The sequence below is a fragment of the Nocardioides sp. P4_G10 genome (genome assembly GCF_056401175.1).
The window spans coordinates 379,591-401,911 of record NZ_JBFUJV010000001.1 but is presented as its reverse complement, the minus strand read 5'-3'; the positions used below and the strand labels follow the sequence as shown (position 1 = coordinate 401,911).

Annotated in this window: 25 protein-coding genes; 15 read left to right on the top strand and 10 right to left on the bottom strand. The window is 71.9% G+C overall.

What is annotated here, in order from left to right; all coding sequences use genetic code 11:
- Positions 1-13: 13 nt before the first annotated feature.
- Positions 14-940, bottom strand: a complete 927-nt coding sequence (locus AC1DP1_RS01950; RefSeq protein WP_477505402.1) for a GNAT family N-acetyltransferase — start codon at positions 938-940, stop codon at positions 14-16.
- 78 nt (positions 941-1,018) lie between these two features.
- On the opposite strand from AC1DP1_RS01950, the gene fdxA reads away from it, so the two are divergent.
- Positions 1,019-1,345 carry a ferredoxin gene (gene fdxA / locus AC1DP1_RS01945; protein ID WP_056604759.1) on the top strand — a complete coding sequence of 109 codons (327 nt, stop codon included), beginning with the start codon at positions 1,019-1,021 and terminating at the stop codon, positions 1,343-1,345.
- Complete coding sequence (dapC, locus tag AC1DP1_RS01940) at positions 1,342-2,457, top strand: succinyldiaminopimelate transaminase (protein ID WP_477505401.1); 1,116 nt, start codon at positions 1,342-1,344, stop codon at positions 2,455-2,457. Before fdxA ends, dapC begins: the two co-directional genes overlap by 4 nt.
- Positions 2,458-2,473: 16 nt before the next feature.
- Here the strand turns inward: dapC and AC1DP1_RS01935 are convergent, their stop codons facing one another.
- The 7 genes from AC1DP1_RS01935 to AC1DP1_RS01905 all read right to left on the bottom strand — a co-directional run bounded on the left by AC1DP1_RS01935 (position 2,474) and on the right by AC1DP1_RS01905 (position 7,312).
- Positions 2,474-3,442 (bottom strand): VldE C-terminal domain-containing protein, encoded by a 969-nt coding sequence (locus AC1DP1_RS01935; RefSeq protein ID WP_477505400.1) that lies wholly within the window; start codon positions 3,440-3,442, stop codon positions 2,474-2,476.
- Positions 3,443-3,449: 7 nt separating this feature from the next.
- Positions 3,450-4,388, bottom strand: coding sequence for a 2,3,4,5-tetrahydropyridine-2,6-dicarboxylate N-succinyltransferase (gene dapD, locus AC1DP1_RS01930; protein WP_477505399.1), 939 nt, complete (start codon positions 4,386-4,388; stop codon positions 3,450-3,452).
- A gap of 43 nt (positions 4,389-4,431) precedes the next feature.
- The gene (locus tag AC1DP1_RS01925; protein ID WP_477505398.1) at positions 4,432-4,977 is read right to left on the bottom strand and encodes a DinB family protein; all 546 of its coding nucleotides are present in this window, start codon (positions 4,975-4,977) and stop codon (positions 4,432-4,434) included.
- 110 nt (positions 4,978-5,087) lie between these two features.
- Positions 5,088-5,855, bottom strand: coding sequence for an ABC transporter permease (locus AC1DP1_RS01920; protein ID WP_477505397.1), 768 nt, complete (start codon positions 5,853-5,855; stop codon positions 5,088-5,090).
- Positions 5,855-6,634: an ABC transporter ATP-binding protein gene (locus tag AC1DP1_RS01915; RefSeq protein WP_477505396.1), complete on the bottom strand. Its 780-nt coding sequence runs from the start codon at positions 6,632-6,634 to the stop codon at positions 5,855-5,857. The genes AC1DP1_RS01920 and AC1DP1_RS01915 overlap by 1 nt, the downstream gene beginning before the upstream one ends.
- Positions 6,631-7,002: a DUF1048 domain-containing protein gene (locus AC1DP1_RS01910; RefSeq protein ID WP_477505395.1), complete on the bottom strand. Its 372-nt coding sequence runs from the start codon at positions 7,000-7,002 to the stop codon at positions 6,631-6,633. Before AC1DP1_RS01910 ends, AC1DP1_RS01915 begins: the two co-directional genes overlap by 4 nt.
- A gap of 1 nt (position 7,003) precedes the next feature.
- Positions 7,004-7,312, bottom strand: a complete 309-nt coding sequence (locus AC1DP1_RS01905; RefSeq protein ID WP_477505684.1) for a PadR family transcriptional regulator — start codon at positions 7,310-7,312, stop codon at positions 7,004-7,006.
- A gap of 426 nt (positions 7,313-7,738) precedes the next feature.
- On the opposite strand from AC1DP1_RS01905, the gene AC1DP1_RS01900 reads away from it, so the two are divergent.
- The 7 genes from AC1DP1_RS01900 to AC1DP1_RS01870 all read left to right on the top strand — a co-directional run bounded on the left by AC1DP1_RS01900 (position 7,739) and on the right by AC1DP1_RS01870 (position 15,597).
- A complete protein-coding gene (locus tag AC1DP1_RS01900) occupies positions 7,739-8,635 on the top strand; it encodes a hypothetical protein (protein ID WP_477505394.1) in 897 nt (298 codons plus the stop codon).
- A gap of 372 nt (positions 8,636-9,007) precedes the next feature.
- On the top strand, positions 9,008-12,208 hold the full coding sequence (gene ileS / locus AC1DP1_RS01895; protein ID WP_477505393.1) for an isoleucine--tRNA ligase: 3,201 nt from the start codon (positions 9,008-9,010) through the stop codon (positions 12,206-12,208).
- A 28-nt stretch (positions 12,209-12,236) separates the two neighbouring features.
- Positions 12,237-13,295, top strand: a complete 1,059-nt coding sequence (gene dapE, locus AC1DP1_RS01890) for a succinyl-diaminopimelate desuccinylase (RefSeq protein WP_477505392.1) — start codon at positions 12,237-12,239, stop codon at positions 13,293-13,295.
- A complete protein-coding gene (locus AC1DP1_RS01885; protein WP_477505391.1) occupies positions 13,292-14,074 on the top strand; it encodes an LOG family protein in 783 nt (260 codons plus the stop codon). The genes dapE and AC1DP1_RS01885 overlap by 4 nt, the downstream gene beginning before the upstream one ends.
- Entirely contained in the window at positions 14,071-14,370 is a 300-nt protein-coding gene (locus AC1DP1_RS01880) for a DivIVA domain-containing protein (protein WP_457184687.1), read from the top strand. Before AC1DP1_RS01885 ends, AC1DP1_RS01880 begins: the two co-directional genes overlap by 4 nt.
- A gap of 16 nt (positions 14,371-14,386) precedes the next feature.
- The gene (locus AC1DP1_RS01875) at positions 14,387-14,809 is read left to right on the top strand and encodes a hypothetical protein (RefSeq protein WP_477505390.1); all 423 of its coding nucleotides are present in this window, start codon (positions 14,387-14,389) and stop codon (positions 14,807-14,809) included.
- Positions 14,809-15,597 carry a M14 family zinc carboxypeptidase gene (locus AC1DP1_RS01870; RefSeq protein ID WP_477505389.1) on the top strand — a complete coding sequence of 263 codons (789 nt, stop codon included), beginning with the start codon at positions 14,809-14,811 and terminating at the stop codon, positions 15,595-15,597. Before AC1DP1_RS01875 ends, AC1DP1_RS01870 begins: the two co-directional genes overlap by 1 nt.
- Positions 15,598-15,627: 30 nt before the next feature.
- Here the strand turns inward: AC1DP1_RS01870 and AC1DP1_RS01865 are convergent, their stop codons facing one another.
- Positions 15,628-16,473 carry an enoyl-CoA hydratase/isomerase family protein gene (locus AC1DP1_RS01865; RefSeq protein WP_477505388.1) on the bottom strand — a complete coding sequence of 282 codons (846 nt, stop codon included), beginning with the start codon at positions 16,471-16,473 and terminating at the stop codon, positions 15,628-15,630.
- 176 nt (positions 16,474-16,649) lie between these two features.
- Between AC1DP1_RS01865 and AC1DP1_RS01860 the strand changes: the two genes are divergently transcribed.
- The 3 genes from AC1DP1_RS01860 to AC1DP1_RS01850 are packed head-to-tail and all read left to right on the top strand — an operon-like array spanning position 16,650 to position 18,711.
- Positions 16,650-16,817 (top strand): DUF3117 domain-containing protein, encoded by a 168-nt coding sequence (locus AC1DP1_RS01860; protein WP_191196319.1) that lies wholly within the window; start codon positions 16,650-16,652, stop codon positions 16,815-16,817.
- Positions 16,818-16,819: 2 nt separating this feature from the next.
- A complete protein-coding gene (locus AC1DP1_RS01855) occupies positions 16,820-18,373 on the top strand; it encodes a leucyl aminopeptidase family protein (protein WP_477505387.1) in 1,554 nt (517 codons plus the stop codon).
- Positions 18,373-18,711, top strand: coding sequence for a hypothetical protein (locus AC1DP1_RS01850; protein ID WP_477505386.1), 339 nt, complete (start codon positions 18,373-18,375; stop codon positions 18,709-18,711). The genes AC1DP1_RS01855 and AC1DP1_RS01850 overlap by 1 nt, the downstream gene beginning before the upstream one ends.
- 19 nt (positions 18,712-18,730) lie before the next feature.
- Here AC1DP1_RS01850 and AC1DP1_RS01845 read toward each other — a convergent pair whose 3' ends face one another.
- A complete protein-coding gene (locus AC1DP1_RS01845; protein ID WP_477505385.1) occupies positions 18,731-19,390 on the bottom strand; it encodes an O-methyltransferase in 660 nt (219 codons plus the stop codon).
- Between the two features lie 203 nt (positions 19,391-19,593).
- Here AC1DP1_RS01845 and sigE point away from each other — a divergent pair, with 203 nt between their 5' ends.
- From sigE to AC1DP1_RS01830, 3 genes are read left to right on the top strand one after another with little or no spacing between them, the layout of a single operon-like run.
- On the top strand, positions 19,594-20,193 hold the full coding sequence (gene sigE / locus AC1DP1_RS01840; protein WP_477505384.1) for an RNA polymerase sigma factor SigE: 600 nt from the start codon (positions 19,594-19,596) through the stop codon (positions 20,191-20,193).
- The gene (locus AC1DP1_RS01835) at positions 20,193-20,717 is read left to right on the top strand and encodes an anti-sigma factor family protein (protein WP_477505383.1); all 525 of its coding nucleotides are present in this window, start codon (positions 20,193-20,195) and stop codon (positions 20,715-20,717) included. Before sigE ends, AC1DP1_RS01835 begins: the two co-directional genes overlap by 1 nt.
- The gene (locus AC1DP1_RS01830; RefSeq protein WP_477505382.1) at positions 20,714-22,321 is read left to right on the top strand and encodes a S1C family serine protease; all 1,608 of its coding nucleotides are present in this window, start codon (positions 20,714-20,716) and stop codon (positions 22,319-22,321) included. The genes AC1DP1_RS01835 and AC1DP1_RS01830 overlap by 4 nt, the downstream gene beginning before the upstream one ends.

Sequence of the window (22,321 nt, the reverse complement as noted above, 5' to 3'; positions counted from 1 at the left end):
ACAGGAAGTTCCGCTACGAGCCGACGAGGTAGCGGTTGGTGTGGTGGGTCACGAAGCCGTGCCGCTCGTAGAGCGCGATCGCGCCCTCGTTGTCGGTCTCCACGTGCAGCAGCGCGGTGGTCGCGCCCAGCGAGGCGCCCCAGTCGAGGAGCTCCGCCAGGACGGCGGTGGCCAGGCCGCGACGCCGCTCGGCGGCGTCGACGACCACCGACTCGACGAGCAGCCAGTCGCCGGACAGCACCCCGCGCCCGGTCGCGGCGCCTGAGGCCAGTGAGGCCGTGGCCGAGCCGGGCTGCTCGTCGAGGGTGGCGGGGACGTCGGGGGCAGCCGCGCGCACCGAGCGCAGGGCGCGGGCCACGGACGCCAGCTGGGCGTGCGCGTCACCGTCGCCCATCGGCGCGAAGCCCAGAGGGGCCAGGGTCCGCTCGACGTCCGACCCTCGCTGCACCTGCACGAGCGGCGTCTGCTCCAGCGCCTCGTAGAAACGGCGTACGCCGAAGGCAGCGTCGGCCCACCCGATGCCGGGCTCGTGCATCGCCAGCGCCGAGTTGCCGCGGCGCCGCAGCCGGCCGCCGTGCGGGGGAGAGGCCCGCAGCAGCCAGTGGCCCAGCGGTTCGGTGGTCACCGAGTCCCACAGCGCCGCCACGTGCTCCTCCACCTCCTGCGGCGCCAACCGCGACCGCACGGAGGCGCGCGGCGGCACGGGCTTGCCTGTCACCACGTCGGCGAGGGCGATCACGACGGGTCCGGCCTGCCCCGGCGGGCCGTCCCGGTCGATGGTGAGCGAGTCCGGGCCCCACGACGTACAGGTGCCGAGGACGTCGGTCGCCCGGCCGTCCGGCAGCAGGTGGCGCACGACGACGCGCTGGCCCACCACGTGGGGGCCGAGCGCATGGCGCCCGGTCGTCTCGCTGGCATGGGGTTCTGACGTGTCCGGCACCCGCCGGATACTAGAGTGGAGGGACTGCAAGACCCGATCCGAACCACCCCGATCACATCCGCCTTTCAGGAGGACCTGGTGACCTACGTCATCGCCCAGCCGTGCGTCGACCTCAAGGACCGCGCGTGCGTCGACGAGTGCCCCGTCGACTGCATCTACGAGGGCAAGCGGATGCTCTACATCCACCCCGACGAGTGCGTCGACTGTGGCGCCTGCGAGCCGGTCTGCCCGGTCGAGGCGATCTTCTACGAGGACGACACCCCGGAGGAGTGGAAGGGCTACTACGACGCCAACGTCCACTTCTTCGACGACCTCGGCTCGCCCGGTGGCGCCGCCAAGATGGGCGTCATCGACAAGGACCACGAGCTCGTCGCCGCGCTGCCCCCGCAGGAGCACGACGAGTGACGTCCCAGCCGGTCTCCCGCCGGCTCCCGGACTTCCCCTGGGACAAGCTGACGACGTACGCCGAGACGGCGCGCGCCCACCCCGACGGGGTCTGCGACCTCTCGGTCGGCACCCCCGTCGACCCCACGCCCGTCGTCGTCCAGGACGCGCTGCGGGCGGCGTCCGACTCACCGGGCTACCCGACGACGATCGGGCTCGAGGCGACGCGCCAGGCGGCGATCGACTGGCTGGCCCGCCGCCACGGCGTGACCGGTCTCGGCCTCGACGGCGTGCTGCCGGTGACGGGCTCCAAGGAGCTCATCGGGTCGATGGCGCTCCACCTCGGCATCGGTCCGGGTGACCTGATCGGCTACCCGGCGCTGGCCTACCCGACCTACGAGGTCGGCGCGGCGCTGGCCGGTGCCGACAGCCTGGCCACCGACTCGCTGACGGCGTTCGGTCCCCGCACGCCGCGCCTCCTGTGGCTCAACAGCCCGGCCAACCCGACGGGCCGGGTGCTGCCGCTGGCCCACCTCCGCAAGGTGGTCGACTGGTGCCGCGAGCGCGGCACGGTGCTCGTCTCCGACGAGTGCTACATCGAGTGCGCCTGGTCCGACGACCCCGCCGAGCGGCCGCTGTCGATCCTCGACCCGCAGGTCAACGGCGGCTCCCTGAGGGGCATCCTCGCCGTCCACTCCCTCTCCAAGCGGTCCAACCTCGCCGGCTACCGCTGCGCCTTCGTGGCCGGCGACCCGGCGCTGGTAGGAGAGCTGCTCGCGGTTCGCAAGAACCTCGGCCTCCAGATGCCCGGCCCGCAGCAGCGCGCGATGATCGCCGCCCTCGACGACGACGCCCACGTCGACGTGCAGCGCGCGACGTACGCCGCCCGTCGCCTGCTGCTGAAGGACGCGTTCGAGGCCGCCGGCTTCCGCATCGACCACTCCGAGGCCTCCCTCTACCTCTGGGCGACCCGGGGCGAGGACTGCTGGCAGACGGTGGCCGCGCTCGCCGAGCAGGGGATCCTCGTGGCGCCGGGTGAGTTCTACGGCCCGACGGGACGCCAGCACGTGCGCGTCGCCTTCACCGCGACCGACGAGCGGGTCGCCGCCGCCGCCCGTCGCCTGGCCGGTTGAGACTGGCGCGAGCCCGTCAGTCGAAGACGTCGACGTGCACGTGGTCGCGGTGCTCCAGGATCGCCCGGTCGCCGCGTGACGACGACGGCACCCGGTAGTTGCCCCACCCGTCACCCGACCACGAGCCGGCGCGCCAGATGCGGTCGTCGAAGATCACGGTCTTGATGTCGAGCCGGTCGGCGTTGGCGACGAGGTAGGACGCCATCGCCCAGCCGCGCTTCTTGTTCTCGTCGGTGATCGGTCGGAAGAACACGTCGATCGCGCGGCCCTCGTAGTGGGCCGAGCCCTCCATGTGGCCGCTCGACACGCCGCCGGGCTCGAACCCGCCGAGCGACAGCGCGCCGAAACGCGTCTCCAGGTCACGGCGTACGACGGCGGCGCGCGACACCAGGCCGGTCTCGTCGATCGCGTCGTCCGCCTCGTCGGCGTCGCCCGGGACGTCGCACCACAGGGCGGCGCGCGAGTTGCCGGTCAGCGCGGAGGCGAGCGCGCGGCCGTCCTGCTCGTGGTCGGCGTAGGCGTCGGGGTAGCCCGAGCGCTGCACCTCCTGCGCGGCGACGGTGATCTCCATGCTGTCGTAGCCGTCGACCTTCTGCAGCGCGTCGTAGAAGGCGTTGGTCGCGTAGACGGGGTCGGTCAGCTGCGCGACGCTGCCCCAGCCCTGGGAGGGCCGCTGCTGGAACAGGCCGACGGAGTCCCGGTCGCCGTAGTCGATGTTGTAGAGCTTCGACTCCTGGTACGCCGTCGCGAGCGCGATGCTGGCCGCCCGGGCGGGCATGCCGCGCTCGAGGGCGACGGCCGTGATGAGGGCGGCGTTCTCGGCCTGTTCGAGGTCGACCTCGACGGTGTGGCCGTCGACCTCGGCGGTGCAGCCGCTGCTGTCGAGGAGGGGCGGCACGGCACCGCGGTCCACGAGGACCACGGCGGTCGCGACGGCCCCGAGCGCGACCACCGCGCCGATGGCGGCCGTGCGGAGGGACGGCACGGAGGCCCTAGTTGGCGTGCAGCGCCGCGTTGAGGGCGATCCCGTCGCCCTTCCACGGCACCGCCTCGATGGCGCCGCTGACCGAGTTGCGGCGGAAGAGGATGTTGTCGACGCCCGAGAGGGTGGCCGCCTTCACGATCGCAGGCTTGCCGTCCATGTCGGTGACGGTCACCTTGGTGCCCGCGGTGACGTAGCAGCCGGCCTCCACGACGCAGTCGTCGCCGAGGGAGATGCCGATGCCGGCATTGGCGCCGATCAGGCAGCGCTCGCCGACCGAGATGGTCTCCTTGCCACCGCCGGACAGGGTGCCCATGATCGACGAGCCGCCTCCGACGTCGGAGCCGTCGCCCACGACCACACCCGCCGAGATCCGGCCCTCGACCATCGACGCGCCGAGCGTGCCGGCGTTGAAGTTCACGAACCCCTCGTGCATCACCGTGGTGCCCTCGGCCAGGTGGGCGCCGAGGCGGACCCGGTCGGCGTCGGCGATGCGGACGCCGGTGGGCAGGACGTAGTCGGTCATCCGCGGGAACTTGTCGACGCCGAAGACCTGCACCACGTGCCCGGGCACGACGGTGCGCAGCTTGGCGCGCACCTGCTCGAAGCCCTCGACCGCGCACGGCCCGGCGGAGGTCCACACGACGTTGGCGAGCAGGCCGAAGACGCCGTCGAGGTTCACGCCGTGCGGCTTCACGAGGCGGTGGGACAGCAGGTGCAGCCGCAGCCACACGTCCTCGGTGCTCGACGGCGCCGCGTCCAGGTCGGCGATCTCCACGAGGCGGACCACGCGCGTGACGCCGCGGAAGTCGTCCTCGCCGCCGTCGAGCTGGGCCAGCTCCTCCGACGGGTCGGCCTCGGTGGCGCCGAGGACGGGGGAGGGGAACCAGGCGTCGAGCACCGTGTCGCCGTGCAGGGTCAGCAGGCCGTAGCCGGAGGCAGCAGTCACGCGCACAGCCTACGGAGGCGGGCCCACCCGCCCGGGTGGCGGGCTACTGGCCGGCGCGGCCGTCGATGCACTCGCGGACGAGGTCGGCGTGCCCGCAGTGGCGGGCGTACTCCTCGATCATGTGCACCACGATGTCCCGCACCTCGCTGGGCTCGCCGTGCACGTCGACGACGGCGTCGAGGTCGGTGCGCTCGAGCACCTCGCGTGCGTAGGCGATCTCCGACTGCCAGAGAGCGTGGCTGGCGCGGACGAGGTCGTCGTCGGCGTCGGGGAAGGTGAAGCCCGCGTCGTCGGCCTCGTCCTGGAACAGCCGTGGGATGTCCATCCGTGCCTCGATCACCCGGCGGAACCAGCTCTGCTCGACGCGCGCCATGTGCCGCACCAGGCCCAGCAGGGAGATGTTCGACGGCGGCACCGCCCTGGTCGCCAGCTGCGTCGCGGTGAGGCCGTCGCACTTGAGTGCGAGCGTCTGCCGGTAGTGCTCGAGGTAGCCGATGAGGCACTCGCGCTCTCCGCGCGTCGGCCCCATCTGCATCCGCGGGTCCTGGTCGGTCGGGAGCCACATGCCGTCGTATCCGGGGTTCGCCATGGCGTCAGCCAACCGCATGTCCGTCGGACGGACCAAGTGGATTGTCGGCCGCCGCGCGCACGCTCACGGCGGACCCCGCCTCCCGGCATGGGTCCGCCCGACGAGCTCGGTCAGCGCAGGCGCCTGCGGTACGTCGCGACCGCCCAGGCGTACGCCACGACGAGCAGGCCGAGGCACCAGGCGAGGGCGACCCACAGGTCCCATCCGGCCGGATGTCCGTCGAGGAGGGCCCGGATCGCGTTGACGATCGAGGTGACGGGCTGGTTCTCGGCGAACCACGCCACCGGGCCCGGCATCGAGTCGGTCGGGACGAACGCCGAGCTGATGAACGGCAGGAAGATCAGCGGGTAGCTGAACGCGCTCGCGCCGTCCACGGTCTTCGCCGACAGACCGGCGACGACCGCCAGCCAGGTGAGGGCCACGGTGAAGAGCAGCAGGATGCCCGCCGCACCCAGCCAGGCGAGGACGCCCGCGCCCGACCGGAAGCCCATCGCCAGCGCGACCGCCACGACGATGGCGAGGGAGACGGCGTTGGCCACCAGCGAGGTCAGCACGTGGCCCCACAGCACCGCGGACCGGCCGATCGGCATCGACTGGAAGCGCTCGACGATGCCGCCCTGGAGGTCGAGGAAGAGGCGGTACGACGTGTAGGCGACGCCCGAGGCGATGGTCATCAGCAGGATGCCCGGCAGCAGGTAGGTCACGTAGGGCTCGTCCGAGCCGGTCTCGATCGCTCCGCCCAGGACGTAGACGAACAGCAGCATCATGGCGATCGGGGTGACGGCCGTGGTGATGATCGTGTCGGGGCTGCGGAGGATGTGTCGCAGGGACCTGCCGGTGAGGACGGCGGTGTCGGCGACGGCGTGGGTGGCAGACATCAGGACTCCTTTCCTGCCGCGGTCGGGACCTGCTCGCCGACGAGGGCGAGGAAGACCTCTTCGAGGCTTGGTTGCTTCTCGACGTACTCGACCCGTGCCGGGGGCAACAGCTTCTTGAGCTCCTCGAGGGTGCCGTTCTGGACGATGCGACCCCCGTGGAGGATCGCGATGCGGTCGGCGAGGTGCTCGGCCTCGTCGAGGTACTGGGTCGTCAGCAGCACCGTGGTCCCCGACTCGGCGAGCTGCCTGACGGTATTCCAGACCTCGATGCGTGCCTGCGGGTCGAGCCCCGTCGTCGGCTCGTCGAGGACGACGACCGGCGGGTCGCCGATGAGGCTCATCGCGATGTCGAGACGACGGCGCATCCCGCCGGAGTAGGTGCCGGCCTTGCGATCGCCCGCGTCGACGAGGCCGAAGCGCTCGAGCAGGCGGTCGGCCACGGCGCCGGGCTCGGGCACGTGCCGCAGCCGGGCGACGAGGACGAGGTTCTCCCGCCCGGTCAGCACCTCGTCGACGGCGGCGAACTGGCCGGTGAGGCTGATGGACTCGCGGACGTCGCGGTCCTCGTCGACGACGTCGTACCCGTGGACCTCGGCGGTCCCGGCGTCTGCCCGGACCAGGGTGGCGAGGATCTTCACCAACGTGGTCTTGCCGGCGCCGTTGGACCCGAGCAGGGCGAGGATGCTGCCGGGGGCGACGTCGAGGTCGACGCCCCGCAGCACCTCCAGCTCACCGTAGGCCTTCTCTACGCCGCGGATGCGGATGGCGGTCGCGGTCATGACCCCTCTTCTCCCTTCTCGATGTCGTCGAAGGCCCGGACCAGGCGGGCGCGCTCCTTGTCGATCCAGCGCTTGCCGCCGTAGGCCTCGGCGTAGTTCTCGGCGAACGCGACGGGGTCGTCCCCGACGATGTCGTGGACGGGCGTGCCGTCGACGGCTGCCCGCTCCCACAGGTCGGCGAGGTCGACGAACATGCGGACGATGACGTCGCCCTCGACGACGCCACCGAAGTACATGAGGTAGCGGTTGACGGCCTCCGCGGCGGTGGCGTACGGCTCCGGCAGGCCCTCCAGGCGAGTCTTTGCCTGCCGGTACTGCTTCTTCTGCTCCAGCGATCCGGTGATCGAGTCGAGCCACTTGGCAGCCATGTCAGTTCTCCTTCTCGTGAAGCTGGTCGATGCGTGCGGAGAGGAACTCCCAGTTCCCCCAGAACTCGGTGAGGACGGCCCGGCCCTCGCGGTTGAGCGTGTAGACCTTGCGCGGCGGGCCCTTCTCGGACGGGACCTTCTCCACGTCCACGAGGCCGCGCTGCTCGACCCGGACGAGGACGGCGTAGACCGTGCCCTCGACGATGTCGGCGAAGCCCTGCTCCCGGAGCCGGGCAGTGATCTCGTACCCGTAGGCGGGGCTGGTCCCCAGGATCGCGAGCACGATCCCCTCGAGGGTGCCCTTGAGCATCTCGGTCAGCTGCTTGCTGCCCACGTCGCCTCCTCTCGGTCTCCGTGACCCGCTAGTCGGTGTCACTGGTATTCAGTGTTGCCGAGTACTGGTAGACAATGTCACAGAGTACCGGTACTTGGCAACACTGAATACCGACCTCGGGGCGGTAGTCCAGTGAGAAGTGGCTGTCCCTGGGGCGTCTGGACGACCGTTTGTCACTGGACTACCCCTGGGCCGGGCGGCGGAGCCTCGACTTCTGCCTGTGGAAGGCCGGTACGCCGCCCCGCTGGCGGGCATGTCCTCGAGGTGTACATCCCACCTCCGTTCCACGAGCGCCGCCCCGAGCTGGTGGCGCCCGTGCGGGTGGACCCCCGTGGCACGGTCGGTCCGACGCGTGGGCAATCACGCGGGCCGCGGTGGCGGACGACCAGCCACGGACTCGTCGTGCCGTCCCGGGTCGAGGTCACGGCGCAGCAGCGGATCGTCGAGGCAGCGGCCGTGCTGAGGGAGGACGAGGCCGTCACCGGGTGGGCGGCCCTCCAGTGGCTGGGCTGTCCCTGGTTCGACGGGACGCTCGGCGGTGTCGCCCAGCGGGACGTGACCGTGGTGGCCGGGCGCCATCTGTCGCGCCAGCGGGGGATCGCTGTCAGCCAGGAGTTCCTGCACCCGGACGAGATCGTCGTGGTCGACGGCGTACCGGTGACCGCCGCCGTGCGGTCCGTGGTGTTCGAGATGCGGTACGCCGCGCGGCTGGGGGACGCGGTGGTCGCCCTCGACATGGGCTGCTACTCCGACCTGGTGAGTGTCGCCGAGGTCGGCTCGTACGTCGCTGCGCTCGGCCCGGTGACCGGCATCCAGCAGGCGCGTGACGCCCTCGAGGAGGCGGACGAGAACTCCTGGTCGCCCCAGGAGACGAGGATGCGCGGCGCGTGGACCAAGCGAGCCGGCCTGCCGCGTCCGTGGTGCAACATCCCGGTGTTCACTGCGGACGGTCGGCACGTGGGCACGCCGGACCTCATCAGTCCCGAGCTGGGTGTGCTCGGCCTCTACAACGGCGCGGTCCACCTGAGCCTTGCCGGCGTCTCCGCAGACCTGGACAAGGAGACCGCTTATCGCGACATCGGCCTCGAGCCGGTGACCATGCTGGCCACGGACTGGCACGACCTCGGCAGGTTCACGTCCCGGCTGCGCTCCGCGGTGGACCGCGCCGACCGGGGAGGCGCTGGGTCCTGGACCGTGGCGGCGCCCTCGTGGTGGACGCCCACGCACGCCGTCGAGCTTCGGCGCTCGCTGACCGAGGTGGAGAAGGCGCGCTTCCTGCGCTATCGAAGGAGCGCCTGAGCCAGGGACCTCGGCGTGCTGCGGAGCGAGCGCCCTGGCCACCATGCCGGGGTAGTCCAGTGAGAAATGGCTGTCCGTGGGCCGTCCGGACGACCGTTTGCCACTGGACTACCTCCCGCACCGGGCAATCGATTGGCGGGCGCCCGCGCCCGAGCCGTACGATCGGGGCAGGCGTCTGAGCCGTCATCAGCGGCGAGCCTCGGGAAGAACGGGTGCGGCGAGCCGGCCGCCACCTCACTAGAACCCGGCGGGTGCGGCCCGACACAGCCGGAACGAGCGGTCGCCAGAGGGTTGGCGGCAAGCGAGGTGGTACCGCGGTCAGCCGATCGTCCTCGTGGAGTCATCCCACGAGTCGAGAGTCGAGCCAGCCGCATGACGTACCCCAAGGTCAGCCACACCGACGCCACCACCGTCGCCAGCAGCCCGCGCTTCCCCGACATCGAGGAAGCGGTGCTGGCGTACTGGGAGTCCGACGACACCTTCCGGGCGAGCGTCGAGCAGCGTGACGCCGGCGCCGACGGCAGCAACGAGTTCGTCTTCTACGACGGCCCGCCGTTCGCCAACGGCCTGCCGCACTACGGCCACCTGCTCACCGGCTACGTCAAGGACCTCATCCCGCGCTACCAGACGATGCGCGGCCACAAGGTCGAGCGCCGCTTCGGCTGGGACACCCACGGCCTGCCCGCCGAGCTCGAGGCGATGCGGCTCAACGGCATCAAGACCACCGACGAGATCGTCGAGCTGGGCATCGAGAAGTTCAACGAGGCCTGCCGCCAGTCGGTCCTGAAGTACACCGGCGAGTGGCGCGACTACGTCACCCGCCAGGCGCGCTGGGTCGACTTCGACAACGACTACCGCACCATGAACCCGGAGTTCATGGAGTCGGTCATCTGGGCCTTCAAGCAGCTGCACGAGAAGGGCCTGGTCTACGAGGGCTTCCGCGTGCTGCCCTACTGCTGGCAGGACGAGACGCCGCTGTCCAACCACGAGCTGCGCATGGACGACGACGTCTACCAGATGCGGCAGGACCCGGCCGTCACCGTCGGCTACGACGTCACGACCGACGGCCCGTTCACAGGCGTCAAGGTGCTCGTCTGGACGACGACGCCGTGGACCCTGCCGTCCAACCTCGCGGTGATGGTCGGCGAGGACATCGACTACGTCGTCGTCGAGTCGGACGGACCGACCGGCAGCGCCGAGCGCTACCTCCTCGCCGAGGCCCGCGTGGCGTCGTACGCCCGCGAGCTGGGCGACGAGCCCACCGTGACCTGGCGCGGCAAGGGCGCCGACCTCGTCGGCCTGGAGTACGCCCCGCCGTTCAGCTACTACGCCGGCCACGAGCGCGCCTTCCGCCTCGTGCCCGCCGAGTTCGTCACGACCACGGACGGCACCGGGCTGGTGCACACCGCCGGCGCCTTCGGTGAGGACGACAAGGTCGTCACCGACCGCGAGGGCATCGAGGCGGTCATGCCGGTCGGCAAGGACGGGCGCTTCACGTTCCCCGTCACCGACTACGAGGGCATGCAGGTCTTCGACGCCAACCTCCACATCATCGACCACCTCAAGGCGGTCACGAAGGGCGAGCAGGGCGGCTCGGTCACGCCCGGCACGGTCCTGGTGCGGCGCGAGACGTACGACCACTCCTACCCGCACTGCTGGCGCTGCCGGCAGCCGCTGATCTACAAGGGCGTCTCGTCGTGGTTCGTCGAGGTGACCAAGGTCAAGGAGCGCCTGATGGCGCTCAACCAGGACATCCGCTGGGTGCCCGAGCACATCAAGGACGGCCAGTTCGGCAAGTGGCTGGAGAACGCCCGCGACTGGTCGATCACCCGCAACCGCTTCTGGGGCAGCCCGGTGCCGGTGTGGAAGTCCGACGACGAGCACCACCCGCGCGTCGACGTCTACGGCTCCTTCGAGGAGATCGAGCGTGACTTCGGCACGCTGCCGCGCGACAAGGACGGCAACCCCGACCTGCACCGCCCGTTCGTCGACGAGCTGACCCGGCCGAACCCGGACGACCCGACCGGGAAGTCCACGATGCGCCGCGTCACGGACGTCCTCGACGTGTGGTTCGACTCCGGCTCTATGTCGTTCGCGCAGGTGCACTACCCGTTCGAGAACAAGGACTGGTTCGACAACCACTTCCCGGGCGACTTCATCGTCGAGTACATCGGCCAGACCCGCGGCTGGTTCTACACGATGCACGTCCTGGCCGGCGCGATCTTCGACCGCCCGGCGTTCTCGACCTGCCTCAGCCACGGCATCGTGCTCGGCAACGACGGCCAGAAGATGTCGAAGTCCCTGCGCAACTACCCCGACGTGCGCGAGGTCTTCGACCGCGACGGCGCCGACGCGATGCGCTGGTTCCTCATGTCGAGCCCGATCCTCCGCGGCGGCAACCTCGTCGTCACCGAGCAGGGCATCCGCGACTCGGTGCGGCAGGTGCTGATCCCGCTGTGGAACAGCTGGTCCTTCTTCAGCCTGTACGCCAACGCGGCCAAGGGCGGCGAGGGGTACGACGCCACGTGGCGCACCGACAGCGCACACCCGATGGACCGCTACATCCTGGCCAAGCTGCGTGACTACGTCGCCGCGATGACCGACCAGCTCGACAACTACGAGGTGGCGGCGGCGTGCGACTCGACGCGCAGCTTCCTCGACGTGCTGACCAACTGGTACATCCGACGCTCCCGCGAGCGCTTCTGGGACGAGGACGCCGACGCGTTCGACACCCTCCACACGGTGCTCGAGGTCGTCTGCCGCGCCACCGCGCCGCTGATGCCGTTGACCACCGAGGAGGTCTGGCGCGGCCTCACCGGCGAGCGCTCGGTCCACCTGACCGACTGGCCGTCCGCCGACGACCTGCCCGCCGACGAGTCGCTGGTCGCGTCGATGGACACCGTCCGCGACGTCTGCTCGGCCGGCTCGGCGCTGCGCAAGGCCGCCAACCTCCGCAACCGCCTCCCGCTGGCGCGCCTGACCGTCGTCACCGACGCCGACCTCGACGGCTTCGAGCAGCTGGTCGCCGACGAGCTGAACCTCAAGGCCGTCCAGGTCCTCGCGGTCGACGCGCCCGAGGCGGAGTCGTACGGCGTCTCGCAGCGGCTCACGGTCAACGCCCGCGCGGCCGGTCCGCGCCTCGGCAAGGACGTCCAGCTGGCGATCAAGGGCTCGAAGTCCGGCGACTGGTCGGTCGCCGACGACGGGACCGTGACCGCCGGTGGGCTCGCGCTCGTCGAGGGGGAGTACGCCCTCGAGACCGTGGCCGGGTCGTCGGACGAGGACTCCGCGCTCGGCATGCTGCCGCGCGGCGGCTTCGTCGTCCTCGACACCGCCGTCACGCCCGAGCTCGAGGCCGAGGGCGCCGCCCGCGACCTGGTCCGCGCGGTCCAGCAGGCCCGCAAGGACGCCGGCCTGCAGGTGAGCGACCGGATCAGCCTGACGATCACCGGTCCCGAGGCCACCCTGGCCGCGGCCCGGACCCACGAGGCCCTGATCGCTGACGAGACGCTGGCCACCGCGGTGTCGTACGTCGACGCCGCCGAGGTCGCGGTCGAGGTGGCACGGGCCTGACGCGCGGCGCGGCTGGTTGAATCAGGGCATGGCCCACCTCGACCTGTCCGCCGACGTCGTCTCCCTGACCCAGCAGCTCGTCGACATCTTCTCCGTCAGCCACGAGGAGCAGGAGATCGCCGACGCCGTCGAGACGGCCCTGACCCCACTGCCGCACCTCACCGTGACCCGGCGCGGCCACACCGTCGTGGCGCGCACCGAGCTCGGCCTGGGGGAGCGGGTGGTGATCGCGGGACACCTCGACACCGTCCCGCTCAACGACAACCTGCCCTCCCGCCTCGAGGACGGCATCCTGCACGGGCTCGGCAGCTGCGACATGAAGGGCGGCGACGCGGTGATGCTCAAGCTCGCCGCCGACGTGACCTCGCCCAACCGCGACCTGACCTTCATCTTCTACGAGGCCGAGGAGGTCGACTCGGTCCACAACGGCCTGCGCAAGCTGACCGAGAGCGACCCCGACCTGCTGCAGGCCGACTTCGCGATCCTGATGGAGCCGAGCAACGCCGCGATCGAGGCGGGCTGCCAGGGCACGATGCGCGTCGACGTCCGCACCACGGGCGAGCGCTCGCACAGCGCGCGCAGCTGGAAGGGCGTCAACGCCATCCACCTCGCAGGTCCCGTGCTCGGCCGGCTCAACGACTACGTCGCGCGGCAGCCGGAGATCGACGGCCTCGCCTTCCACGAGGGCCTGAACGCGACCGGCATCCGGGGTGGTGTCGCCGGCAACGTGATCCCCGACGAGTGCGTCGTCGAGGTCAACTTCCGCTTCGCCCCCGACCGCAGCGAGGCGGACGCCGAGGCGTTCGTGCGCGACTTCTTCGAGGGCTACGACGTCACGGTGACCGACCTGGCCGCCGGCGCGATGCCGGGCCTGGACCGGCCGGCGGCCAAGGCGTTCGTCGAGGCGGTCGGCGGCGAGGTCGCCCCGAAGTTCGGCTGGACCGACGTCGCCCAGTTCACCAGGCTCGGCGTCCCGGCGGTGAACTTCGGCCCCGGCGACCCGATGTTCGCCCACAAGCAGGACGAGCACGTCCCCACCGAGCACATCGAGCGCTGCGAGCGGATCCTCAAGGAGTGGCTGGCATGAACACCTCACGCAACGACCGGCAGGCCGACCGCGTGACGGGTCCCGTCATCGAGCGTCGCGGCCAGGTGCACGAGGGCAGCACCACCGACCAGCGTCTCCTCGACTCCCGTGGCCTGACCGACTGGGTCCACACCGACCCGTGGCGCGTCCTGCGGATCCAGGCGGAGTTCGTCGAGGGCTTCGGCGCGCTCGCCGAGACCGGTCCGGCCATCGCGGTCTTCGGCTCCGCGCGCACGTCGGTCGACCACCCCTCCTACGCGATCGGCGAGGAGGTCGGCCGCAAGCTCGTCGACGCCGGCTTCGCCGTCATCACCGGCGGCGGTCCCGGGGCGATGGAGGCGGCCAACAAGGGCGCCTGCGAGGCCGGCGGCGCGAGCATCGGCCTCGGCATCGAGCTGCCCTTCGAGTCCGGGCTCAACCAGTGGGTCGACAAGGGCATCAACTTCCGCTACTTCTTCGCCCGCAAGACGATGTTCGTCAAGTACTCCCAGGGCTTCGTGGTCCTGCCCGGCGGCCTCGGCACCCTCGACGAGCTTTTCGAGGCGCTGACGCTGGTGCAGACGCGCAAGGTGACGTCGTTCCCCATCGTGCTCATCGGCACGAGCTACTGGGCCGGCCTGGTCGACTGGCTGCGGGCGACGGTGCTGGCCGAGGGCAAGATCAACGCCGCCGACCTCGACATGATGGTGCTGACCGACGACGTCGACGAGGCGGTGTCGCTGATGGTGRCCGCACGTGAGGGCCGCTGGCCCGACCCCGAGCCGGAGCGGCCCGAATGATGATGTGGTTCTTCGCCGTCCTCGTCGTCCTGGCCATGGGCGGCGTCGCGATGGTGGCCTCCGGCCGCGGCGGATCGATGGCCCCGGCGTACGACGACCGACCCGACCTCGCGCTGCCCGACGACCGACCGATCGCGGCGCAGGACCTGCGCACGGTGCGGTTCCCGCTCGCGTTCCGCGGCTACCGGATGTCCGACGTCGACGAGGTCCTCGCCCGGCTGGCGTCCGAGATGGAGGAGCGGCACCGCGACGAGCCCGGGCCCGACGCCTCGTCTGGCGAGGCGCCGGGCGTCTAGGGCAGACTGCCGCGTCATGTCGTTCCCGATCGTCGTCTGGATCCTCACGGCCCTCGCTGCCGTGGCGATCGTGCTGACCCGGCTCCGCCTGAGCGGGGCCGCAGCGGCGGGCCGCTTCTCCATCAGCAGCCGCGTGCCCCTCACGCACTTCGTGGCCGGCATCGTCGCCCTCGTCCTGTGGCTGGGCGTGCTCATCGCACCGGAGGACTCCCTGCTCGGAGGACCGCTCGTCGGCATCCTCGCGATCGCCTGCTGGTGGCTCACCGCCATCTGCGGGCTGCTGATCCTCGCGCGCTGGCTGCCCGCCAAGGGACGCCACGCGCCCGAGGCCTCCGGCGACTCGTGGAGCGACGGGCCCGGCCTGTCCCTGCTGGCGCACCTCGGCATGGTGGTCGGCGTCCTCGTCTTCACCTACGCCTACCTCACCGCGGCCGTGTGATGCCTGCGCTCCGCGCCCGGTCGGCGTACGCCGCCGTGCTGGCGGTCGCGGCCCTGACCGCCGCGGGGCTCACCCAGCCCGCGCCCGGACCGGCCGCCGCCGCGGTCGACGCGGCCACGCCCGTCGACCGCCCCGCCGTCGTCGAGGTCCGCACGATCGGCCACTCCGTCAAGGGACGACCGATCCGTGCGTGGCGGCTCGGTGAGCCGGGCAAGCGACGCATGGTGCTGGTGTCGACGATGCACGGCAACGAGCCGCACACCCGCCGGATCCTCGAGACCCTGCGCGACGGGCGACCGGTGCGTGGCATCGACCTGTGGGTCATCCCGACCTACAACCCCGACGGGCTGGCCCGGGGGACCCGCCGCAACGCCCGCGGCGTCGACCTCAACCGCAACTTCCCGCACCTGTGGAAGGACCTCGACGGCACCTACGAGTCCGGCCCCCGGCCGGCGAGCGAGCCGGAGACGCGGGCGGTCATGGCCTTCCTCGAGGAGGTCGACCCGCGCCGGGTGATCAGCTTCCACCAGCCGCTGCACGGCGTCGACACCGACACCAAGGACGCCGGCTTCGCCCGGCGCCTGGCGCGTGCCCTGCGGCTGCCCCGCACCGCCCTCGACTGCGGCGGGCTGTGCCACGGCACCATGACGATGTGGTTCAACCACCGCTTCCGCGGGTCGGCGCTCACCGTGGAGTACGGCGGCCGGCCCTCGCGGCACCGGATGACCGTCCAGGCGCCCCGGCAGCTGCTCGGCGTGATCGGCGCCCACCGGGCGCGCCGCGGCTGAGCTCAGCGACCGTGGCTCAGGGACCGTGGCTCAGCGACCGTGGAAGGCCGGCTTCTCCTTGGCCATGAACGCGTCGACCGCGGCGAGGTGGTCCTCGGTGCCGCCGGTCAGCGCCATCTTGTCGGCCTCGAACGCCAGTGACTCCTCCAGCGGGTGTGCGGCGGCGTACGCCACTGCCTGCCGCATCGAGCCGAACGCCACCGTCGGGCCCGAGGCCAACCGCGCGGCCAGCTGGCCCACGGCCTGCGGGAGCTCCTCCGCGGTGACCACCTGCGTGGCCAGCCCCAGCTCGAGGGCCTCCTGGGCCGACACGGTGCGCGGGAAGTAGAGCAGCTCCATCGCCTTGGCGCGGCCCACGAGGCGGGGCAGCGTCCAGCTCGACCCGGTGTCGCAGGAGAGCGCGACGCCGGCGAAGGAGGTGTTGAAGCCGGCCGAGTCGACGACGACCCGGAAGTCGGCGGCGAAGGCCAGGCTGGCCCCGGCGCCGGCCGCGACGCCGTTGACCGCCGCGATGACGGGCTTGGGCATCGTCGCGAGGGCCAGCACGATCGGGTTGTAGTGCTGTTCGACGGTCTCCGAGAGCGGGATGTCGGCCTCGCCCTTCAGCCCGGCGAGGTGCTCCTTGAGGTCCTGCCCGACGCAGAAGGCGCGGCCGCTGCCGGTGAGCACGACGCACCGCACCTCCGGGTCCTCGCCGACCCGGTGGACGGTGTCGCGCAGCAGGTCCTTGGTGGCCACGTCGAGGCCGTTCATCGCCTCGGGACGGTTGAGCGTGATCGTCGCGACGCCGTCCTCCACGTGGAGCAGGACGGGGGCGGCGCCGGTGCTGTCGCCCGCGGTGGGTCCGGCGGCACGGTCGGGTTCGGAGGTCGTCATGGCCGCAGTCTGCCTGACCAAGTTGGGGTGTTACCGCCCTGTGGTGCCGATCACGCGGGTCATGGGGGATAATGGACGTCGTACGACGCCGATCGAGGTGGCCGAACGACTCAGCCGCCTCGATTCGCATGTGATGAGCCACATCCAGTGATGGCTGAACAGGAAGAGGTGCGCCGATGGCCGCCATGAAGCCCCGCACGGGCGACGGACCGCTCGAGGTCACCAAGGAAGGACGCGGCATCGTCATGCGCGTCCCGCTCGAGGGCGGTGGACGGCTGGTGGTGGAGCTCAACGCCGAGGAGGCCTCGGCTCTCGGTGACGCCCTCAAGGACGTCGTCGGCTGATCGTGCCCAGCACCGCACTGCCGCCCCAGGTCTCGCCGCCCGAGTTCGCACTGAGCCCCGCGCTGCCGCACCAGATCGGCGGCGCGGAGGTCTGGGCGTTCCCGGTCCTCCCGGATGAGGACGGGCCGCTCCTCGGCCCGGGTGCCGACGAGGCCGGTGACGCCCTCGGCGTCGATCTCCTCGCCGCGCTCGAGGCGTCGCGGGCCACCGGTCGCACCGGCGAGCTGACCACGGTCCCGGTCGCCGGTCGCGCCACCGGAGACACGTCCGACGGGGCTTCCGAGGGGCCAGGCCTGGTGCTGCTCGTCGGTGTCGGCGAGGCCACCACGACCGACCTCCGTCGTGCCGGCGCTGCGCTGGCCCGCGCCACCAAGGACCGCGGCAACGTCGTGACGTCGCTCGCGTCGATCGCGCCCGACGAGGGCCTCGGTGCCTTCGTCGTCGGGGCGATGCTCGGCTCGTTCGCCTTCCACTGGCGCTCCAASGGGCCCAAGGAGCGACCGGTCACCCGGATCGTCCTCGCGGGTGTGGACGGCGACGGCGCCGACGACGAGCTTGCCCGGGCGATCGCGCACGGCGGCGCCGGCTGGCGCTCCCGCACCCTGGCGACCGTCCCGGCGAACCTGAAGACCCCGGCCTGGCTGGCCGAGCAGGCCGTCGAGGTCGGCGAGCACGCCGGCCTCGAGGTGCAGGTCTGGGACGACGCACGGCTCGAGGCCGAGGGCTTCGGCGGCATCCGCGCCGTCGGCGGCGCCTCCGTCAACGAGCCCCGGCTGATCCGCATGGACTACACCCCGCGCGGGGCCACCAAGCGCATGCCCACGGTGGTCCTCGTCGGCAAGGGCATCACCTTCGACACCGGCGGCCTCGACATCAAGCCCAGCGAGGGCATGCTGACGATGAAGCGCGACATGAGCGGCGGCGGTGCCGTCATCGCCACGATGGCTGCGCTCCGCGACGTCGACTGCCCGATCCGCGTGGTTGGCCTGGTGCCGGCCGCGGAGAACGCCATCAGCGGCTCGGCGATGCGCCCCGGCGACGTGATCACCCACTTCGGAGGTCGCACCTCCGAGGTCAACAACACCGACGCCGAGGGCCGCCTCGTGCTGGCCGACGCGATGGCGTACGCCGTCAGCGAGATCGCGCCGGCCGCCCTCGTCGACATCGCCACCCTGACCGGTGCGATGAAGGTGTCGCTCGGCCAGTGGACCGGCGGCTACTTCGCCAACCACGAGGGCCTGGCCGACCAGGTGCGGGCCGCCTCGGCCGCGTCGGGCGAGAACACCTGGCGGATGCCGCTCGTCGCCGACTACGAGGACAAGGTGGCCTCCGGCATCGCCGACGGCGACAACGCCGCAGGAGGCGCCGGCGCGATCACCGCGGCGCTCTTCCTCCAGCACTTCGCGGGCGACGTGCCGTGGGCCCACATCGACTTCGCCTCCGCCGCGGAGTCGCCGACCGACCGCTACGAGTGGACCGCCGGCCCGAGCGGCTGGGGTCCGCGCCTGCTGCTGAGCTGGCTCGGCTCCGACGACCCGCTGGCCGGGATCGTCTGATGCTCGGTCTCACCGTCCGCTGGTCGCTCGCCGACGCGCCGGAGGGGGTCGAGGAACAGCTCGCCTCCTACGTCGCGGAGACCTCGCACGCCCGGTTCACCGGGATGGCCGGGCTGCGCTTCAAGACCTGGCGCCAGGTGCCGGGGGAGTGGTTCGAGGGCTGCTACGTCTTCGCCACCAGCGAGGCGCGCGAGGACTTCCAGCGCACCTTCACCGAGGGTGCCGACGACGCGCCCGGCACCCGGATGATCGGGAGCCCGCCGATCCTCATCGAGGCGTGCGACGTCGTCGCGATCGCCGAGGGCTGGGACGGCTTCACGGCCGCCCCGCGCCTCTAGCCTCGACCAGCCGCGCGGATCAGGCCTCGGGGGCCCACTCCTTCTTCGCGGCGAGCAGGCCGTCGCCGACGGGCAGCAGCACCGGCACGAGCGCCTCGTGCTCGAGGATCGTCCGGCCGAGGTCGCGGATGGTGACGGTCTCCTCGTCGCGCTGGGCGGGGTCGGCGACCCGGTCGTGCCAGAGCGCGTTGTCGAACGCCACGACGCCGCCGGGACGCAGCAGTCGCAGCGCCTCCTTGAGGTAGGCGGCGTACTCGCGCTTGTCGCCGTCGCAGAAGACCATGTCGTAGTGGCCGTCGGTGAGGCGGGGCAGCACGTCGAGCCCGGCCCCGGCGATGGTGCGGGCGCGGTTGCCGGGGATCCCGGCCTCGGTGAACGTCTCCTTGGCGAGGCGCTGGTGCTCGGCCTCGATGTCGACGGTCGTGAGCACGCCGTCGGCGCGCATTCCGCGCAGCAGCCAGAGCCCGGACACGCCCGTGCCGGTGCCGATCTCGACGACCGCGCGCGCGTCGAGCACGGAGGCGAGGAAGCGCAGGGCGGCGCCGACGCCGGGTCCGACGGGGGCAACCCCCACCTCCTCGGCGCGGCTGCGGGCTGCGGCCAGGAGCTCGTCCTCGGCCACGAACGTCTCGGCGTAGGTCCAGCTCGCGGGCTTGATCGGCGCGGTGTTGTTCGGCACGCGGGCGACTCTATCGCGCAGCAACCGCCGGACGTGGCCGGGAACACACGGACCGCCTCGGTCGTTGGAGGCGGTGACCCGGGCAGAAGTTCTTGGTCGGTCCGCATGTGGTTCACAGGGAACTCTCAGGCGGCATACCTAGCGTCAGGAAGGACATCGAACCGTTGCAGCTGCGGTCGAGGAAGACGAGCCAGGGAGCGCCCGTGGGTGATCACGTCGACGCCGCAAGCGATGCCGTCGACGTGCCCACGTGGGACGAGGTCGTGGAGCAGCACTCCGACCGCGTGTTCCGGCTGGCCTATCGCCTGACGGGCAACCGGCACGACGCCGAGGACCTCACCCAGGAAGTCTTCGTGCGGGTCTTCCGGTCCCTCGACACCTACACGCCGGGCACGTTCGAGGGGTGGCTGCACCGCATCACCACCAACCTCTTCCTCGACGGTGCGCGCCGCAAGCAGCGCATCCGCTTCGACCCGCTGTCCGACGAGCGCGCCGCCCGGCTGACCAGCCCGGCCCCGGCGCCCGAGCTCGCGGTGGCGGACCGGACCTTCGACGACGACATCGAGACGGCGCTGGCGACCCTGCCGCCCGACTTCCGGGCCGCGGTCGTGCTCTGCGACGTCGAGGGCCTCAGCTACGAGGAGATCGCCGAGATCATGGACGCCAAGCTCGGCACCGTTCGCTCGCRCATCCACCGCGGTCGCACGATGCTCCGCAAGGCCCTCGCGCACCGCGAGCCGGCCGCGGGGCGCTCGCGCTACTCGGGTCCCGTCGCCCCCCACGCGCGTGGGCCGGTGTCGTGATGAGCYACCTCGGATCACGGGTCAGCGCACTCCTCGACGGTCGCCTCGCGCCGGAGGAGGAGGAGCGCTGCTGGAGCCACGTCCACGCCTGCCACGCCTGCCGTGACCTCGTCGAGCAGGAGGGATGGGTCAAGACCCAGCTCGCCCAGCTGTCCTTCGGTCCCGGCCAGCCATCCCACGACTTCAAGTCGGAGCTGGTGGGCCGCTGCTCGTCGATGCAGCCCGGCGCCGGCCACGGCCTGGTCGCCCCGCAGTTCCCGACGTCGCGCCACCGCCCGCGCCGCGGCATCGTCGCCATCGGCGGGGGCGCAGCGAGCGCCTGCGTCGTGGGCGTGCTCGCCCTCGGCGTGGCCGGTGCCCCGCGCGTCGACCCCCGGCCGCCGGTCACGGACCTGAGCCGGCCGACCGGTCCCGCGAGCCCGGCCGTCACCGGTGACGACCGCGCCGCCCGTGGACCTGTCTCACCCTCCCGGACGCCCCTGGCCGAGCGCCTTGTGGCGATCCGGGAGAAGATTGCTCCGTGAGCGACGAGCACAGGCCCGACGAGCAGACCCCGGACGAGCAGGTCACCGACCAGTCGCTCCCGCGCGCGCAGGACGAGGAACCCACCCAGCCCCTGGCCGGTTGGCGCCCCACAGAGCCCGAGCCCGAGCCCGAGCCCGAGCCCGCCCCAGCCGTGCAGCCGGAGGGTCGTGTCTACGGCGCTCCCGACGACGCCGGCCCCGAGCACGCCGCCCCCGAGCACGCCGCCCCCGAGCAGGCCGGGCCTGACGGTCCCGGCCCCGACGACGCCGCTGCTCCCCAGGACGGGATGCTCGACGGCCCGCCGCCGCACCGCACGCCGTTCGGCGAGCCGCAGGCCTCGTCCCAGCAGCAGCCGGGCGCCGACCCCGGACCCGCGGCCCCGACCGTGCCGTACCCGACCCAGGGTCCCTACCCCCAGCAGCCGGGCCAGCAGCCCGGTCAGCCCTGGTTCGGCCCGGGACCCCAGGCGCGACCGATGTACGCCGGCCCGACGACGGTCTCCCGCAAGATCCCGCTGTGGGTCTGGCCCGCGGTCGCCTGTCTCGCCCTGGTCGTCGGCATGCTCGGCGGCCTCGCCGGCGGTGCGATCCAGGACGAGCTCGCCGCCCGGCCGGGCACCAACGACAACGGCATCAACGGCGTGCGGACGCAGACCGCCGCCCCGCTGGAGGCCGACAACGGCTCGGTCGCCGCGGTGGCGCAGGCGCTGCTCCCCAGCACCGTCCAGATCGTGGCCGAGCTCGACGGTCGCGAGGGCGGAGCCACCGGCTCCGGCTTCGTCCTCGATCGCGAGGGCCACGTCGTGACCAACGACCACGTGGTCGCCTCCGCGGCCGAGGACGACGGCTCGATCATCGTCATCGACCACCAGGGCCAGCGCCTCGAGGCGACCGTGGTGGGCCGCAGCTCGGTCTACGACCTCGCCGTGCTGGCCGTCGAGGGCGGCGGCAAGCTCGAGCCCGCGGCGCTGGGGTCCTCGCAGGTCCTGCGCGTCGGTGACCCCGTGATCGCCTTCGGTGCCCCGCTCGGCCTGAGCCAGACCGTGACCTCGGGCATCGTCAGCGCCCTCAACCGGCCGGTGACCACGTCAGGGCAGTCCGAGGACAACTCCTCCTACATCAACGCCGTGCAGACCGACGCCGCGATCAACCCGGGCAACTCCGGCGGTCCGCTGGTCAACCTCGCCGGCGAGGTCGTCGGGGTGAACTCCGCGATCGCCACCAACGGCGGTGCGTCCGGCGAGGCGGGCAACATCGGCGTCGGCTTCGCGATCCCGATCGAGCAGGTGCGCACCACGGTCGACCAGATCCTGCGCACCGGCAAGGCGGAGTACCCCGTCATCGGAGCCCAGGTGCGCACCGGCGCCGAGCCCGACGCCGACGGAGCCACGATCACCGAGGTCATGCCCGACACCCCGGCCGAGCGCGCCGGCCTGGAGAAGGACGACGTCATCACGGCGGTCGACGACCAGCCGGTCAACGACGGGATCGCCCTGATCGTGGCCATCCGCACCCACCTGCCAGGCGACACCGTCGAGATGTCGGTGGTCCGCGGCGGCGAGGAGCGGGTCGTGAAGGTCGAGCTCGACGGCAAGGTCGGATAG

Excerpts from the sequence above, each read along its gene's own strand:
- AC1DP1_RS01925 (WP_477505398.1), bottom strand. The coding sequence starts at position 4,977 with ATGGCGAACCCCGGATACGACGGCATGTGGCTCCCGACCGACCAGGAC.
- AC1DP1_RS01920 (WP_477505397.1), bottom strand. The coding sequence starts at position 5,855 with ATGTCTGCCACCCACGCCGTCGCCGACACCGCCGTCCTCACCGGCAGG.
- AC1DP1_RS01915 (WP_477505396.1), bottom strand. The coding sequence starts at position 6,634 with ATGACCGCGACCGCCATCCGCATCCGCGGCGTAGAGAAGGCCTACGGT.
- AC1DP1_RS01910 (WP_477505395.1), bottom strand. The coding sequence starts at position 7,002 with ATGGCTGCCAAGTGGCTCGACTCGATCACCGGATCGCTGGAGCAGAAG.
- AC1DP1_RS01905 (WP_477505684.1), bottom strand. The coding sequence starts at position 7,312 with ATGCTCAAGGGCACCCTCGAGGGGATCGTGCTCGCGATCCTGGGGACC.
- ileS (WP_477505393.1), top strand. The coding sequence starts at position 9,008 with ATGACGTACCCCAAGGTCAGCCACACCGACGCCACCACCGTCGCCAGC.
- dapE (WP_477505392.1), top strand. The coding sequence starts at position 12,237 with ATGGCCCACCTCGACCTGTCCGCCGACGTCGTCTCCCTGACCCAGCAG.
- AC1DP1_RS01880 (WP_457184687.1), top strand. The coding sequence starts at position 14,071 with ATGATGATGTGGTTCTTCGCCGTCCTCGTCGTCCTGGCCATGGGCGGC.
- AC1DP1_RS01875 (WP_477505390.1), top strand. The coding sequence starts at position 14,387 with ATGTCGTTCCCGATCGTCGTCTGGATCCTCACGGCCCTCGCTGCCGTG.
- AC1DP1_RS01870 (WP_477505389.1), top strand. The coding sequence starts at position 14,809 with ATGCCTGCGCTCCGCGCCCGGTCGGCGTACGCCGCCGTGCTGGCGGTC.
- AC1DP1_RS01865 (WP_477505388.1), bottom strand. The coding sequence starts at position 16,473 with ATGACGACCTCCGAACCCGACCGTGCCGCCGGACCCACCGCGGGCGAC.
- AC1DP1_RS01860 (WP_191196319.1), top strand. The coding sequence starts at position 16,650 with ATGGCCGCCATGAAGCCCCGCACGGGCGACGGACCGCTCGAGGTCACC.
- AC1DP1_RS01850 (WP_477505386.1), top strand. The coding sequence starts at position 18,373 with ATGCTCGGTCTCACCGTCCGCTGGTCGCTCGCCGACGCGCCGGAGGGG.